11 protein-coding genes are annotated in these 15,348 nt (G+C 72.4%); 3 read left to right on the forward strand and 8 right to left on the reverse strand.

Annotation, left to right across the window (positions count from 1 at the left end):
* Window positions 1-225 precede the first annotated feature (225 nt).
* Window positions 226-1,131 (forward strand): hypothetical protein, encoded by a 906-nt coding sequence (locus OV090_RS45365; protein WP_267711225.1) that lies wholly within the window; start codon window positions 226-228, stop codon window positions 1,129-1,131.
* A 683-nt stretch (window positions 1,132-1,814) separates the two neighbouring features.
* Here OV090_RS45365 and OV090_RS45370 read toward each other — a convergent pair.
* Complete coding sequence (locus OV090_RS45370; RefSeq protein ID WP_267711226.1) at window positions 1,815-2,186, reverse strand: hypothetical protein; 372 nt, start codon at window positions 2,184-2,186, stop codon at window positions 1,815-1,817.
* 310 nt (window positions 2,187-2,496) lie between these two features.
* Between OV090_RS45370 and OV090_RS45375 the strand changes: the two genes are divergently transcribed.
* Window positions 2,497-3,258 (forward strand): hypothetical protein, encoded by a 762-nt coding sequence (locus OV090_RS45375; RefSeq protein ID WP_267711228.1) that lies wholly within the window; start codon window positions 2,497-2,499, stop codon window positions 3,256-3,258.
* 100 nt (window positions 3,259-3,358) lie between these two features.
* Here the strand turns inward: OV090_RS45375 and OV090_RS45380 are convergent, their stop codons facing one another.
* On the reverse strand, window positions 3,359-4,294 hold the full coding sequence (locus OV090_RS45380; protein WP_267711229.1) for an STAS domain-containing protein: 936 nt from the start codon (window positions 4,292-4,294) through the stop codon (window positions 3,359-3,361).
* 488 nt (window positions 4,295-4,782) lie between these two features.
* On the opposite strand from OV090_RS45380, the gene OV090_RS45385 reads away from it, so the two are divergent.
* Window positions 4,783-5,706 carry a PAS domain-containing protein gene (locus OV090_RS45385; protein WP_267711231.1) on the forward strand — a complete coding sequence of 308 codons (924 nt, stop codon included), beginning with the start codon at window positions 4,783-4,785 and terminating at the stop codon, window positions 5,704-5,706.
* An 81-nt stretch (window positions 5,707-5,787) separates the two neighbouring features.
* Here OV090_RS45385 and OV090_RS45390 read toward each other — a convergent pair whose 3' ends face one another.
* The 6 genes from OV090_RS45390 to OV090_RS45415 form a co-directional block, all read right to left on the reverse strand.
* Window positions 5,788-7,071, reverse strand: a complete 1,284-nt coding sequence (locus OV090_RS45390; RefSeq protein ID WP_267711232.1) for a TolC family protein — start codon at window positions 7,069-7,071, stop codon at window positions 5,788-5,790.
* Window positions 7,068-10,115: a CusA/CzcA family heavy metal efflux RND transporter gene (locus OV090_RS45395; RefSeq protein WP_267711234.1), complete on the reverse strand. Its 3,048-nt coding sequence runs from the start codon at window positions 10,113-10,115 to the stop codon at window positions 7,068-7,070. The genes OV090_RS45390 and OV090_RS45395 overlap by 4 nt, the downstream gene beginning before the upstream one ends.
* Window positions 10,116-10,122: 7 nt before the next feature.
* On the reverse strand, window positions 10,123-11,241 hold the full coding sequence (locus tag OV090_RS45400; protein ID WP_267711235.1) for an efflux RND transporter periplasmic adaptor subunit: 1,119 nt from the start codon (window positions 11,239-11,241) through the stop codon (window positions 10,123-10,125).
* Window positions 11,242-11,410: 169 nt separating this feature from the next.
* Window positions 11,411-12,691: a hypothetical protein gene (locus OV090_RS45405; protein ID WP_267711236.1), complete on the reverse strand. Its 1,281-nt coding sequence runs from the start codon at window positions 12,689-12,691 to the stop codon at window positions 11,411-11,413.
* A 163-nt stretch (window positions 12,692-12,854) separates the two neighbouring features.
* Window positions 12,855-13,481, reverse strand: a complete 627-nt coding sequence (locus OV090_RS45410; RefSeq protein WP_267711237.1) for a CAP domain-containing protein — start codon at window positions 13,479-13,481, stop codon at window positions 12,855-12,857.
* A gap of 588 nt (window positions 13,482-14,069) precedes the next feature.
* A complete protein-coding gene (locus OV090_RS45415) occupies window positions 14,070-15,239 on the reverse strand; it encodes a serine hydrolase domain-containing protein (RefSeq protein WP_267711238.1) in 1,170 nt (389 codons plus the stop codon).
* Window positions 15,240-15,348 lie beyond the last annotated feature (109 nt).

A 15,348-nucleotide genomic window follows, 5' to 3' on the forward strand; every position in this document is an offset into this window, starting at 1 on the left:
GCACCGTCTGAGCCCGCGCCTCCGTCTCGCCGAAGGATGTCCCCGTGAACATGTCCCCGAGACCATCCCCCGGGGGCCTCTGCTCGTGCCCTGCACGCCGCCTCGCGCGCCCGGCCTCTGCTTCACCCCGGCTCGTCCGCGTCGTCGTCGTCGACCGGGCCCGCCGGCGGCACGATCGCGTAGCTCGCCGCCGAGGCCCACGCGCGCAAGCTCTACCTCGACGGCGTGCCCGGCGGCGACGTCGCGGCCGCCCTCGCGGCTGCCCCGTTGACCCTCGCCCTGGCCGGCCGCGCCCCCGAGCCGCACGCCGCTCTCGGCCTCGCCTACAACAACCTCGGCGCCGTCCACGACGCCCGCGGCGACCGGACCGCCGCCGCCGCCGCGACCGCGCGCGCCCTCGTCGAGATGACCGCCTCGCCGCAGCAGGACCCGCTCGAGCTCGGCAACGCGATGTTCAACGCCGCCATGACCACCGCGGACGACGGCGAGCGCCGCACCCGGCTCCGCGGCGCAGTCGCGCAGTTCACCGACCAGCTCGGCCCGGGCCACCGCATGACCCTCGACCGCCAGCAATTGCGCGCCCAGTACGAGCCCGACCCGCGCGACGCCCTCGCGGTGCTGACCGACACCTGCCCGCGCTACCTCGAGCTCGCCCGCGGCGACGCCGTGTACTGCAGCGAGTGCTGGCACGACCTGGCCCACTTCGCCGCCCTGCTCGGCGAATCACGGCAGTCGACCGCCGCCCTGGCACGCATCGCCGACTGCCGCCGCGGCGCCGAACCCGGCCCCGCCGACGCGCTGCTGCACGCCAAGACGACCGCGCTCGCCGCCTTGCTCGCGGGCGACGGCGCCGCGGCGCTGGCCGCCGCCGACGCGGCCCTGCGGGTGACCGACGGCCTGCGCGAGTACGCGTGGATCGACCGCGAAGTCGCCCAGGCCGAGATGCTGCGGGGCCGGGCCCTCATCCAAGTCGGCCGCCCCGCCGAGGCGATCGCCCCGCTCGAGCGCGCGAGCGAATTTTTAAAAAGGGAGCGCGCCAGCCGACCGGCGCTCCTGCCGATGCTATGGCTGGAGCGCACCCGCGAGGACCTCGCTACCGCCCGCGCCGCCGCGACCGGCTCGCCGCGATGATCCGGCCCTGGGACCTCCCGCAATACGACGAGCCCGCTCGCGCCCATGAGTCACGGAAGCGCCGGGCGCGTGGCAATGCTGCGAGCCGAATCACCGACCGGCCGAGCCGACTGATTGGCGCCGCTCCCTGCGAGCATCGACACACGGGCCACGGCGCTGGCCCGTACAGGTAGATCTCCAAGCCGATCGACCGCGGAGGTGCCCGGACCTCATCAGCCGTAACAAGTCACCCGGCCATTCTGCGAAGTATAACTACCGGCGCAGGAGGCGAAGCACTGATTGTCGCAACAGAAGCTCTCACCGTCCTTCGGACCCGTGCACCCACTGGCCGTCCAGAGCGCAGGTGGAGCGGCGGGCATCTATTCGCGCATGAGATTGATTGAACGTCGGTGTGGCGCGCGGCGCGAGGAACTGCAAGGCCAGGCTTGGCAATCGCCGTGCCGACTCGGTGCGGGCGCGAATCGTCGTGGGGGCAGGGCGGGAGATCGCCGGACACCGTGACAGGCCGCGCTGCCCGCAGGGGCAGGATGCGTTGGCCCCCTGGGGCCAGCGCGCGCTCCTCCCCACCTCGGGGCGGCGCTCGAAGAGCCCCTCAGCTGAGCGCGCCCGGCCTCCGCTTCGGCCGGACACGCCACGCAGGCCCATGCACTGTCATCGTCGCCGGCGCCCCGCCGCCGCCGAGCCTACGGCAACGCCACCCCTGCGATCACCACCAGCACCAGCACGTAGAGCGCCGCGCTGACCAGCGCCCCGAGGTAATGCGCCGCCCGCTGCCGGCGGGGGAACAGCCGCGGGATCGCGAACGGGTGCAGCGCCCAGGCGACCCCCGCGATCGTGAACGCCACGATCCACTTCGGGTGCGTCAGCCCGTACGTCAGCATGTGCGCGACGAGCAGGAGCCCCACGGCCGGCGGCCCCGCGCACAGGCAGTGGATGACCAGCGCAGCCCTGCCACGCCCGCACAGGACCCCCACCAGGCCCACCAGCGCCCCGAGGACCAGCCCCACCGCGGTGAGCACGAGGACGGCGTCGCTGGTGGGGAAAGTTTGGAGCATGGCCGAGCATGCGCGAACCGCCCCCCGCCTTCAACCGCGCGCCGGTCGACCGGGCCTCGCGCTCCCCGCCCCCACCCGTGAGGCCCACGAGCCTCCCTTCACCCGCCACGCCACGCGCCGATGGACTCGCCCCGCGCCGCAATCATGGCACCACGCAATCACGCCACTGCAGGAGCGCCTGACCCGAGCGCGCCCGACCTCCGCAACGGCCGGACGCGCCACGCAGGAATATGCACTGTCATCTTCGCCCCCCACCCGTGAGCCGCCGCGGCCTCTGGCGAATCGCCGGGCCGCGAGTTATCACCGCGCGATGCGACGACGCGTCGAACCTGCCATGTGTACATTCGCGCTCCTGCTCGCCTGCGGCGACCCCACCGGCGCCTCCACCGAGAATGCCAGCGAGACCTCCGCCGCGAGCACCGACGCGACCGCGGCCACGAGCGAGGCGGCGAGCACCGACGAGACCACCAGCGCGGGCCAGTCCTCCACCAGCGACGCCGCGACCGACGCGAACACCGACACCACCACCTCGACGAGCACCACCGCCGAGCCGACCAGCGGCGAAACGCCGCTCACCACCGACGACGCCACCACCACCGGCGGCGACTCCACGATCACCACCACTTCCTCGGATACGACCACCGGCACCACCGGCGCCCCGACGCAACCGCTTACCCAGGCGTGGTGGGTCGACGGCAACAACCTGCAGATTCGCGTCATCCAGCGGGACGACGACGCCGGCCTGTGCCGCGGCTTCATCCTCGAGGCGCTCGCCAACGGCGGCTTCGACGACCCGAAGTACGAGCCCGTCGAGCAGCCGGACGAGTGGGGCGTCCGCGTCGTGTTCGTCCACCAGGACCTCGACGATTGCTTCGACCCCTACCTGTTCTTCCGCAAAGATCCCGCCTACGCCGACAGCGCCGCCGGCACAGTCACCTTCCACGACGTCGACCAGGACGGCAGGCCGGCCAGCGTCGACCTCGAGATCACCGGCCTCTACACGCCGGCCGCGCCGTGGGTCCCGGACGAGGACCTGTTCGCGGCCGCCGGCGTCGCCGTCGAGACCGGCTGAGGCCCGCGTCGACGCGGATTCCTCCTGTCCGAAAGGACAGGGACGACCGAACCTGCCTGTCCGCAAGGACAGGCCTGTCTCGCCCCGCCGAGACTCCTCGTCAGGCCGGCCCGCGCCCGCGCTCGCCCTGCCTGGCGATGCAGTGCTGCAGCGCGTCGCGCAGGCGGGCCAGCACGGTCACGCGCGTCAGGTCGACGCCCAGCGCCACGATCGTCTGCGCGATCAGCGGGTGGATCCCCGTCAGGATGCCCTCCGCGCCGAGCAGGCGGATCGCCTGGATCATCCCGATCAGGTGGCTCGCGGTGCCGGTGTCGACCACCTCCACGCCGGTGAGGTCGAGGATCGCGAAGCGGGCCCGCGTGCGCGCGACCGCCTGCAGCAGGCTGTCCATGATCTCCGCGGTGCGCACGCTGTCGACCAGGCCCACGATCGGCAGCGTGATCACCCCGTCCCACACCTCGATGATCGGCGTCGAGAGCTCGCGGATCACCTCCTGCTGCGATTCGATCAGCCGCAGCTTGCTCTCCAGCTCGGCGGTGCGCACCTGCACCGCCTCCTCGAGCCGGCAGTTCTGCTCGCGCAGATCCTCCTCGGTCTGCTTGAGCTCGCCGACGTGCAGGTGGATATGCACGACCTCCTCGACCGTCCCGTCGGCGCGCACCACCGGCGACATCGCCGAGGCCACCCACGCCGCCTGGCCCGCAGCCACCTTCTCGTTCTTCTGCGGGTCGTAGCGGATCGACGGCATCTGCGCCGAGTGCCCCTCGTGGAACACCCGCTCGACCAGCGGCATCATCCCGTGCGCTCGCACCTGCGGGTCCGCGAGCACGTTGTACGCCGCCACCTCGGCGGCGGTCACCCGCCACAGCTTCTCGTAGGCGCCGTTGACCGCGTCGCTGGTGCCGTCGGCGCGATAGACCTGGACGCTCACAGCGCTCGAGTCGATGAGCGCCCGGTAGCGTCGGGCCGCCACCTCGACCTCCGCCAATCGCCGGCGGAGCTCCTCGATCTCCTCCTGCGCCCGTTGCAACTGCATTGTAGGATCGCCCTGTGCCGCCAAAAGACCTCGCGGCGATGGTGGACGCTTGTCGCCGCTGGCGGAATCTCCTCAAAGGCAGCCGCCGCGAATCCGGCGCCCGGCGCGTCGCGCTCCACGCATTGCGGCGGTGATACCGCCATTGCGCAGGTATGTTCATACATGGCGCGCCGGGAGATCGATCTGCCTCCCGGGACCCGCCGGTCGCCGACGAGTAGTCCCTGCGGTCCGCTTGGGACACATCGCCCCCGCTCGCGCCACAACCCGCCCGGGCCGCCGGAGCCATGCGTCGTCGCGGTGACGCCGGCGTCACCGACCGCGGACGGTGACTCGCCGCGGCGGGCGCCACGCCGCATTTCGCCAGGATTGGCTCCTGGTGCGATGATTCCCGGCCCCTCCGCCCTCCGCCCAAAAAATCCCCGCAGTCGGCGCTCGCGGAGGCCGGCGAGCGCTTGTCCCTCGCCATAACATCGTTTAATGTCCGCAGAATGTCGGATGTCGACTCGCGGATCCACGAGATCGTCCGTCGCGTGCGCGGCATCGCCGACGCCGACGCCGGCGTCCCCGAGCCGATCGCCGCCCCCGGCGACGACGCGCTCGGGGAGCTCGAGCGCGAGATCAACCGGCTGATCCGCGCCTCCGACGCCCGCCTGCAGGAGCGGCTCTTGTTCGCGGTCGGGCCGGTCGTGGTGTTCCGCTGGCAGAACCGCGAGGGCTGGCCGATCGAGTACGTCTCGCCCAACGTCGCCAGCCTCACCGGCTATCCGCTCGACGAGATCGCCAGCGGCCGCCGCTCCTACGCCTCGCTCATCCACGAGGCCGACCTCCCGCGCGTATTCGAGGAGGTGACCACCAACAGCAAGGCCGGCGCCTCGTGGTTCGTCCACCAGCCGTACCGCCTGCTGCGCGCTGACGGCCGCGCGCTGTGGATCGCCGATTACACCGTGATCCTCCGCGACGACCGCGGCGAGATCACCCACTACTTCGGCTACATCATGGACATCACCGACCAGGTCGAGCAGATGTCGCGCCTGCAGGCCCAGGAGCAGGTGATCGAGCGCATCGGCAGCCCCGTCCTGCAGGTCGGCCGCGGGGTGCTCGCAGTGCCGGTGCTCGGCGGCCTGCACGGCGACCGCGCTGCCCGCATGACCGAGGACCTGCTGTCGGCGATCTCGCGCACCGGCGCCCGCACCGCCATCCTCGACCTCACCGGCCTGCTCGAGATCGACACCGCCACAGTCGAGTCGCTGCTGCGGACCAGCCGCGCCATCGGCCTGCTCGGCTGCCGCTGCGTGCTCTCGGGCATCTCCCCGCTGGTGGCGACGCTGATCGTCAAGCTCGGCCTCGAACCGCAGTCTTTGACGACCGTGGCGACCCTGCAGGACGCGCTCGAGCTGGCGCTCCGGTCCTGACGCGAATCACAGCACCTCTGATCACCGCGTCCCCGCTCGTGAATGTGGCCACCCCACATTCTCGACCGAAGCTCGTATCAGTCACCGATAATCGAACTCGCCGACCTCGACCACGCGCCGGACCTCGAGCTCCGCCAGGCGGGCGGCCACTGCCAGCTGCAGGTCGCGGAGGCGCATGTCGCGGACGCTGAGGCTCGCGTCCACCAGTTCGAACGCGCTCAGGCGGCCGTTCTGATAGCCGGCCTGGGCCTGCAGCTGCAGCGCGTCCGCGGCCCCGCGGCTCATCTCCACGTGGCGCAGCGACACCTCGTGGCGCTCGCGCGCCACCGCGTGCGTCGCCTGCAGCCGCTGCTCCGCCGCCAGCACCATCGTGCGCGCCGCGCTGTCGGCCGCGCGCACCTCCGCCCGCGCGCGGTCGATGAAGCCTTGCCCGCGCGACAGGATCGGCAGCGGGATCGACACGCCTCCGCCGACGTCGATCTGCCCCGGTCCCTGGCCGAAGCCCGCCGCCACGCGCAGGCCGATGCCCGGGAACACCTCGCGGCGCGCCACCTTCACCCCCGCCCGCGCCCCCGCCACGCGGGCCTGCGCCGCTGCCAGATCGGGCCGCTCCGCCAGCATGCGCGCGCGCAGCTCGTCGTAGCCGTCCAGCCCGGGCCGCGCGAACAGATCGATCTGCGGCGCCCCGTGCAGCTGCGGCGCCAGCGGCCCGACCGCCACGTCGAGCTCGCCGCGCGCCTCCGTCACGCCCGCCTCGGCGCTGCGCATGTCCGCCTCGACCGCCATCACCTCGAGCGCGATCCGGGTCGCGTCGTACTTCGGCGTCACCCCGCCCGCCACCCGCGTGGCGACGATGCGCTCGCTCTCCCGCAGGTCTTCGAGCGCGTCGCCGTGGATCTCCACCGCCTGGCGCGCGCCGGCCAGGGCGATCATCGCCCGCTCGACCTCGAGCTCGAGCCCTCGCAGCAGCCGCTGGCTGTCGGCCTCGACCGCTCGCTGCTCGTGCCGCGCCGCCTCGCCGCGCGCGTGCGGGACCCCGCTGAGCGGCAGCCATTGACCCACCCCGACCACGAACGCGCCGACGCGATCGTAGGACGTCGAGCGCACGCCGAGGAAGTAGTCGGCGTTGACCACCGGGTTCTCCCACAGGCGCGCCGCCACTCGCGTCGCCGCCGCCGCGTCGACCCGCGCCGACGCGTAGTCGCGCAGCGGATGACCCTCGCGCATCGCCGCCTGCGCCTGCGCCAGGCTGAAGCCCGGCTCCCTCACGTCCGCCCGCGCGCGGGCCTCGACCGTCTCGCTCCGCGGCCCCTCGAGGGCCGCGACCGGCGTCGCCAGCCACGCCCCCAGCACCCACGCGATCACGGCTCGCCTCCTCCGCGCCGCGAATCACCGCCGTACAGCAGCGGCAGCAGCACCAGCATCACCGGCGTCGCCACCAGCAGCCCCGACACGATCGCGATCGCAAACGGCCGCTGCGTCTCGCTGCCCATCGCGTGGCTGAGCGCCGCCGGCACCAGCCCGAGCAGCGCCAGCGCCGTCGTCAGCAGCACTGGGCGCAGGGCAGCGCGCGGCCCCTCGATCGCCGCCGGGCCGCCGCCCTCCGCCGCCGCGCGATCGATCGCCCCGCACAGCACCACCCCCGACAGCACGACCTGCCCGAGCAGCGCGATGCAGCCGACCGCGCTGCTGACCGAGAACAGCTCGCCCGCCAGCCGCAGCCCCGCGACCGCGCCGAAGCACGCCAGCGGCAGGAACGCCGCGATGATCAGGGTCGGGCGCAGGCGGCCGAAGTTGAGGAACAGGATCCCGAGGATCGCCGCCAGCGCGGCCGGGAACGACAGCGCCAGCCGGCGCATCGCCCGGTCCTGATTCTTGAACTCGCCGCTCCACACCAGCTGCAGGCCCTCGGCCAGGGGCACCTCGCCGACCGCCGCCTGCGCCTCCTTCACGGTGCTGCCGAGGTCGCGGCCGCGGACGTTGAACTTGACCGCCACGAAGCGCGTGAAGTCCTCGCGCCAGATCGCCGCGCGCCCCGGCCCGAGCGAGATCGTCGCCACCTCGCCGAGAGTCACCCCGCGGTCCGGCTCCGACACCACCAGCCGGCGCAGCGCCGCCGGGTCGGCGCGCACGTCGTCCGGCAGGCGCAGGGCCACCCCGTGGCGCCGCTCGCCGTCCCACACCTCCGTCGCCACCGCGCTGCCGAGCGCCACGCGGATCGTCGTCTGCACGTCCTCGACCGCCAGCCCGCGGCGCGCCAGCGCCTCGCGGTCGAGCTCGATGCGCAGCTGCGGCACGCTGCCGGCCTGGTACAGCGCCAGGTCGGCCACCCCCGGCACCGCCGCCAGGCGCTCGCGCAGCGCGTCCGCGGCCGTCGTCATCGCCGCCAGATCCTGGCCGCGGACCTTGAGCACGACCTGGCCGATGATCCCCGAGATCGTCTCGAACACGCGGTCGGTGATCGGCTGCGAGAAGTTGAGCTCGACCCCCGGCAGGTCGGCCAGGTGGGCGCGCAGCTCGGCCTCGAGGCTGCGGCGCGACGTCCCGCGGCGCCACGCCGACTCGGGCGCCAGGTTGACGAAGAACTCGGCGTTGTTGGGCCCCTCGGCCTGGGTCGCGTCCTCGGGCCGGCCGATGTGCGTCAGCACGTCGGTGACCTCCGGCAGCCCCAGCATCGCCGCGCGCATGTCGGTGACGTGGCGGCGCGTCTCGTCGAGCGCGATCGTCGAGGGGAACACCGCGGTCACGTAGAACCCGCCCTCGTTGAGCTCCGGCAGGAACTCGCTGCCGATCCCGCGGGCGTACAGGCCGAGGCCGACGGTCAGCGCCAGCAGCAGCCCCAGCGCGGCCCGGCGCAGCGCCAGCAGCCGGCCGAGCGCCGCCCCGTAGCCGCGCCCGAGCGCCGAGATCCACCGCGGCGGCGCCCCGTCGACCCGCCCGCGCAGCAGCGCCCGCTCGAGCGCCGGCACCACCAGCGCCGCCGACAGCAGCGCCCCGAGCAGCGCGAACCCGTAGGTGTAGGCCATCGGCGCGAAGATCCGGCCCTCGACCCGCTCGAGCGTGAAGATCGGGATCAGCGCGGCGATGATGATGAGCAGCGCCAGCGCGACCGCGCGGGCCACCCCGCCGGCCGCGGCCTCGATCACCGCCCCGCGCTCGCGCTGCGGCTGGTGGTGGATCGCGTGCAGGGTCGCCTCGAGCACCACGATCGCCCCGTCGACCAGGATCCCGAAGTCGATCGCGCCGAGCGAGATCAGGTTGGCCGGCAGCCCCATCCAGCGCAGGCCGATGAACGCGGTCAGCATCGACAGCGGCACCACCACCGCGATGATCAGCACCCCGCGCCATGTCCGAAGGAACAGGTAGACGACCGCCAGGACCAGCAGCGCGCCCTCGAGCAGGTTCTTGCCGACGGTCCCGAGGGTCGCCTCGACCAGGGTCGTGCGGTCGTAGAACGTGTCGATGCGGACGTCCTGCGGCAGCACCTCGCGGCCTAGCTCGTCGACCCGCGCGTGCAGGGCCTCCAGCACCACGCTCGGGTTCTCGCCGCGGCGCAGCAGCACGATCCCCTCGACCACCTCGTCGACCGCCCCGCGCCCCACGCTGCCGCGCCGCGGCGTCGAGCCCTCGACCAGCGTCGCCACGTCGCGCACGCGCACCGGCACCCCGCCCTGCTCGCGCACCACCGCCAGGCCGAGCTCGGTCGGCGAGTCGATCGCCCCCAGGCCGCGGACCACGAACTCCTGCGCGCCGATGCCGACGTAGCCGCCTCCGGCGTTGGCGTTGCTGCGGGCCAGCGCGTCGTGGACCTCGGCCACCGACACGTCCGCGGTGGCCAGGCGCGCCGGGTCGATGCGGACCTGGAACTGGCGCTCGAAGCCGCCGAACGTCACCACGTCGGCGACCCCCGGCACCGCCCGCAGGCGCCGCTCGACCACGAAGTCCTGCAGCGCCCGCAGCTCGCGGAGGCTGCGATCGCCGCGCAGCGTGTAGCGGTAGATCTGGCCGACCGGCGTCGCCTGCGGCCCCATCTCCGCCTCCGCGCCGGCCGGCAGCTCCGCCCCGCGCAGGCGATCGGCCACCAGAGTGCGCAGCTCGAAGTCCGACGTGCCCTCGGCGAACGTCAGGGTCACCAGCGACAGCCCGAACACCGACACCGAGCGCAGGTCGATCAGGTGCGGCGTGCCGGCGAACGCTCGCTCGAGCTCGAGGGTCACCCGGCGCTCCACCTCCTCCGCCGCCTGGCCGGGGTAGATCCCCACCACCTCGACCATCGGGTCGGTGACGTCCGGGAACGCCTCGATCGGCAGCTCGCGCAGCGCGGTCCACCCGTACAGCGCCAGCATCATCGCGCCGGCCAGCACCAGCGGCCAGCGGCGGACTGCGAAACAGCTCAGCGCAGCGAACATGCGGGCCTCACAGCAGGCGGTCCAGCTCGCCGTCGAGCAGCACCGCCTGCTGCACCACGACCTCGTCGCCCGGCGCCAGGCCGTCGACGATCTGCACCTTCTCGCCGAAGCGGGCCCCGAGCGCGACGGTCCGGCGCTCGAGCAGCCGCTCGCCGCGGACCACGAACACCACCAGCGCGTCGCGGCGCAGCAGCACCGCGCTGCGCGGCACCACCAGCGTCTCGTCGCCGCGCACCGTCGCCCGCACGCGCACCGCCATCTGCCCGCGCAGCCGCGGGTCGGGGGCCTTCGGCATGCACACCGCCACCGCGGTGCGGGTCGCCCGGTCGAGCGTCTGCACCACCTGCACCAGCCTGCCGGCGAACCGCTCCGCCCCGAGGGCCGGCACCGAGAACGTGCAGTCGGCCCCCTCGCGCACCGACGCCGCCTCGTGCTCGGGGAAGGCCGCGGTGGCGATCAGCCGCACCGCGTCGCCGATCAGGAACGCCGGGTCGTCGTCTTCGGGAGTGACGCGCTCGCCCGGGTCGAGGGTGCGCAGCAGCACCTGGCCGTCGGCGCTCGCGCGCAGGATGAAGCGGTCCGCGCCCTGGTGGTCGGCCTGGACCGCCCGCAGGCTCTCGCGCACCCCGCGGAGCTCCGCCTCGCCGGCCGCCAGCCCCGCCTCCGCCTCGACGAGCTCGCGCGGCGACGCAGCCCCCTGCGTGACCAGCTTTTTGAAGCGCGTCACCGCGTCGCGTTGCGCCGACAGCGTCGCGGTCAGCCGCCTTACCTCGCTGCGCAGTCGCGCCACCTCGCCGCTGCGCAGCGTCGCCAGCGGCTCGTTCGTCCGCACCTGCGCCCCCGCGGCCACGTGCACCGCCTCGACGTAGGCCGGGAACGGCACCCGCACCGCGTACGCCGCGTCGGGCGCGAACTCGAGATGCCCGACCCCTTCGATCTCCGCGGTGACGTCGCTGCGCTCCGCCCGGGCGGTCGCCAGCCGCGGCCACAGATCGGCGCGCACGCGCATGTGCCCCTCGTCCACCAGCGAGTACGCCGGCTCCTGCGGCGCCGCCGGCTGCGTCGCAGGAGCGACGCAACCGACCGCGAGCACCGCGATGAATCCGGAGACCTGAAGGAGCCGCACGGCCCGCGACCATGACACCCCCCGCGCCGGTACACCGTTACGCCCGGGTTAAATCGCTGAAAGACGGCCTCGTCCGCGCCCCGAGCCCTCCCTCCAGCGACTCCCTCCAAAAATCACTCGAGCCTCCATTCACCCGAGCCTGCGCCCTCGCTCGCGCCCGCACCCACACTCAATGAGGGATGTCGTCGTCGGGTCGGTGGTAGCAGATGCACTCGGGGTCATCACGCCAGCACGGCTCGCTGCCGACCTGGGCGGCGAACGCATCGATGGCCGAGGAATGGAGGGCAGGATTGTCGTCCACGCTCCAGCTGCCGCTCACGCTGGTCAGCTTGTCGGCGCCGGCCAGGGTCATGAGGTTCTCGTTGTCGACGACCATGAGCGAATCGAGCGTGGTGAGCGACGACAGGCCCGCGAGGCTGGTCAGGCCGTCCAGGCCGAACCAGGAGTCGTATTGCACGCAGCTCCCCAGCCCCAGCAGCCCGGCCGATTCGAGCTGCGAGAGCGGCTGCAGATCCTGGATCAGCGGCATCATGCCCAGGGTGAGGGCCGCGACTGACTTGAGCTGCGTCAGCGGTGCGAGATCGGGGACGAGCGGCAGCCAGACCAGGTCGACGTGACCCAGGGCGGTCAAGCCCTCCAGGCCCGCGAGCGACTCGAGCGCCGGTAAGTTCTCGAGCCAGACGTGCGGCGGCGTGGGACTGCTGGCCAGCAACGGCTGCAGTCCGGCGACGCTCTTCAGCGACTCGTTGTCCCGGACGATGGTCCAGACGCCCTCGTCGGAGGTCTTCCAGGTCGCCGCGCCGTCGAGGTCGACGAGCTCGGGATTGCCGGTGATGTCCGCCTGACCTAACCCCGCGAAGTCGGGCGCGAAGGTCGGCAGGGCGGTCGCGGCGGTGTAGAGGAGGGCGAAGATCTGCGTGAAGCGCAGGGAGTCGAGCCCGGACAGGTCGGTGAGGTTGACGGCCGGCCCGAGCTGGATCTGCCAGGTGACCTCCTCCAGGCACGAGAGCGGCGAGAGATCGGTGAGGGTATCGCTGAGGATGCTGAGGCTGCCCTCGATGCTGACGAGATTCCGCAAGCCGCTCAGCTGGGCCTGATCGAGGTCGGAGATGTCGAGGTTGCCGACCACGCGCGTCATGCACTTGAACTCGTCGGTCGACGAATACATGAGGTCGCCGATATAGAGATCGCCGACGTGCGTCCAGGTCTCGTCGCACGGCGGTCCACACATCGAGGGCGGGCCCCCGGGGATCGTCATGGTCGACGACCCGGCCTCGGTGGTCGATGCGCTGCCGGTGGCGACGCCGTCAATCGGGTCCATCGAGGTCGATGCGGCGCTCGAGCTCGTGTCGGTCGTGGTGTCGCCGGCGCTGTCGCCGGCCGAGGGGCGAGCGGTGCAGGCGCTCAGCGAGAGGAGGAGCGCGGCCAAGCAATAAGGGCTATGGAACATCTGCGTACGGTACACCTGCTCCGTCGCAGCGGCCACACGCGCCACTCACGCGCGATCTTGCGCTGGAGCCCTCGGCCGCCGCGACGGACCCCATTCAGCACACCATCCTGAGCCGCGCGCCGGCGTCCGGCGGGCCGGGCGGGCGTCGCTGTCCGCGAGGGCGTCAGTTCCTGCCGAAGTCCTGCGTCCAGTAATATTTGAACGGGGCGCTCTTGGCGTAATAGTAGCCGACGCCGAGATGGGTAAAGATGCCGTTCATGATGTTGTTGCAATGGCCGGTGCTGGCCATCCAGGCGTCGACGACCTGGGCGGCCGTCGAGTAGCCGCCGGCGATGTTCTCGCCGGCGGCCGTCCACGCGTAGCCGGCGGCGGAGATCCGCTGGGTGAAGGTCGAGCCGTCCGAGCCGGTGTGGCCGATGACGTCGTTGACGCCCATGTCCTTCGAGTGATTGCGGGCGGCGCAGCGGAGCTGCGCCTGGCCGACGACAGGCGGCACGGGCGGCTTGCTGACGCCGCCGCACACCGCACCTGCTGCGCGCCTCTGATTGACGAGAGTGAGCACCTGCTCCTCCAACGCGGCCCAGGCCGGCTTCCAGTTGTTGTCGCTGCACGCGAACGAAGGGTCGGCCGCGTCGGTGAGCGCGTCGAGGCCGAGCTCGGCGAACTCGCTGGAATCGAGGCCGATGCCGATGACGCCCTCGCCGACCTGGATCGAGGTCTCGTCGTCGACGTCGCACGCGATGACTGCGAGAAGGGCGAGGAGGGCGAGAATGCGCGGAGCGTTGTGCATATTTGCATCATCACCCAGGTCACCATCGACGTCGACGGTGTGCGTCGGCCGCCGCGGGCGGCAGCGCGCCCCGGCGATCGCGCCGGCGCCCAAGCGTCAGCCTACGCCGAGCTGGATGCCAAATGTGTCTTTTAAGACATATATTGATAGATCGACAGCCCACCTTCAATTGCGCATCGCAGATGCAGGTGCCGGGCGCGGGCAATCTTACATCGAGACCAAACAAGGCGATATGCATGTACGCGTCGGAACCGTGATTCAGCACCCGGGACGGCGACGCCCGCGCGTATCTCTTCAGCCCTCGCGTTGCCAAGGGTCGGCGATCCAGGGCGCATCATCGAAGCGATGCGAGCCCCGACGACACCCGTCCGGCTCCCGCTCCAGCTTCAGGGACCCCATGCTCGCGGCGAAGGGGCTCGACCGGCTCGGCTGGAGTCCTTGACGAGAGCATGGAAGTCAGCGGCGTGTTGCTCGCCCATCGCCACTCGTCCACAGCTCACCAACACCATCGCGCGCACCGCCACCCCTGCCCGCTCCCGACCTCGACCCTCGACGCCCGCTCATCGAGCTCGACTCACGCGCGCCCCTTCAGCCGCGCCCTGCCTGCACGAGCGCCCACAGCCCCGCCTCCGCCGGTCGCTCATCATTAAACATCACCGCCACGAACGCAGGCTCGGCAGGCAGGTACGCCACGATCGCCCGCGCCCCCAGGGCTCCGCCGCTGTGACCGACCATCCGCCCCGGCCCGCCCGGCATTTTTTCATAAAACATCATCCCTCGCCCGTAGCGCAGCGACGGATCGTCGAACATCGGCGCCATGTCTTCGAGCATCCCCGTCACGGTCTGCGCCGTCACCAGCCGCCCCGCCAGCACCGCGTGCAGCAGTCGCACCAGATCGTCCGCCCCCGCGGCGATCGAGCCCGCCCCGTGCGGCGCCTCGTAGTGCGTGTCCGCCGGCAGCGGCGTCCGGTTCTTGTGCCCGCGCACCAGCCCCGCGGCCGCCACCCCGGCCCGCTGCCCCACCAGCCCGCGCAACCCGAGCGGCCCGGCGATCTCCGCCGCGATCACCTCCGCCAGCGTCGCATCGTGACAGCGCTCGACGATGAGGCCGAGCATCACGTACCCCGTATTCGAATAGGCCCAAGTCGCCCCGGGGCAGAACAGGTTCGCGTGCTCCGCCGCAGTCGCCACCAGCGACTCCGGCGTATGCGCCTCCGCCAGCTCGTGGTCGAAGGTCGGCCCATTATTAAAACTGTAGACCCCGCCGGTGTGCGTCAGCAGGTGATCGATCGTGATCCGCGAGCTCCCCGGAGAGCGCGGGAACCACCGCGCGATCGGCTCGTCCAAGCGCAGCCGCCCGCGCTCGACCAATCGCAGCACCAGCACCGCCGTCACCAGCTTGCCGATGCTGCACGCCTGGAACTTCGCCTCCGCAGTCACCGGCGTCGCCGGCTCCGTGCACGCCAGCCCGCGCGTCGCCGTCCACAGGCCCGCCCCCGGCACCGCGTAAGCCGCCGAGATCGCCGGCGCCTGCGACTTCGCCAGCACCTCGGCGAGCGCGGCCTCCAGCCGCTCCGTCAACGCCGGCGCCAGAGCCCCGTCGATCGCCCCGCCCTGGCGCCCGTCGAGGAAGTCGGCGGCCACGTCGAGCCGCGGCGCCCCGGCGTAGTCCGCCGCGCGGCGACACTCCGGATCGCGCAGGTCAGGTCGACACGCCGCCAGCCCGACCAGCCCCAACCACTGACGCCGCGACCACATCACGCCCTCGACCTCTCGCCCGTCAGGCTCACTGCCCCGCGAGGATCCCGACACCGCCGCCCCTTTGTCAATTCACCACTCGCAAGCCCACCGATCGCGTCCCCCCGGG

This window comes from Nannocystis sp. RBIL2, assembly GCF_026626745.1.
Lineage (GTDB): Bacteria > Myxococcota_A > Polyangia > Nannocystales > Nannocystaceae > Nannocystis.

Bases quoted from the DNA above. Each gene is read 5' to 3' on its own strand.
- OV090_RS45405 (WP_267711236.1), bottom strand. From the start codon at position 12,691: ATGTTCCATAGCCCTTATTGCTTGGCCGCGCTCCTCCTCTCGCTGAGC.
- OV090_RS45415 (WP_267711238.1), bottom strand. From the start codon at position 15,239: ATGTGGTCGCGGCGTCAGTGGTTGGGGCTGGTCGGGCTGGCGGCGTGT.
- OV090_RS45410 (WP_267711237.1), bottom strand. From the start codon at position 13,481: ATGCACAACGCTCCGCGCATTCTCGCCCTCCTCGCCCTTCTCGCAGTC.
- OV090_RS45395 (WP_267711234.1), bottom strand. From the start codon at position 10,115: ATGTTCGCTGCGCTGAGCTGTTTCGCAGTCCGCCGCTGGCCGCTGGTG.
- OV090_RS45380 (WP_267711229.1), bottom strand. From the start codon at position 4,294: ATGCAGTTGCAACGGGCGCAGGAGGAGATCGAGGAGCTCCGCCGGCGA.
- OV090_RS45385 (WP_267711231.1), top strand. From the start codon at position 4,783: ATGTCGGATGTCGACTCGCGGATCCACGAGATCGTCCGTCGCGTGCGC.
- OV090_RS45375 (WP_267711228.1), top strand. From the start codon at position 2,497: ATGCGACGACGCGTCGAACCTGCCATGTGTACATTCGCGCTCCTGCTC.
- OV090_RS45370 (WP_267711226.1), bottom strand. From the start codon at position 2,186: ATGCTCCAAACTTTCCCCACCAGCGACGCCGTCCTCGTGCTCACCGCG.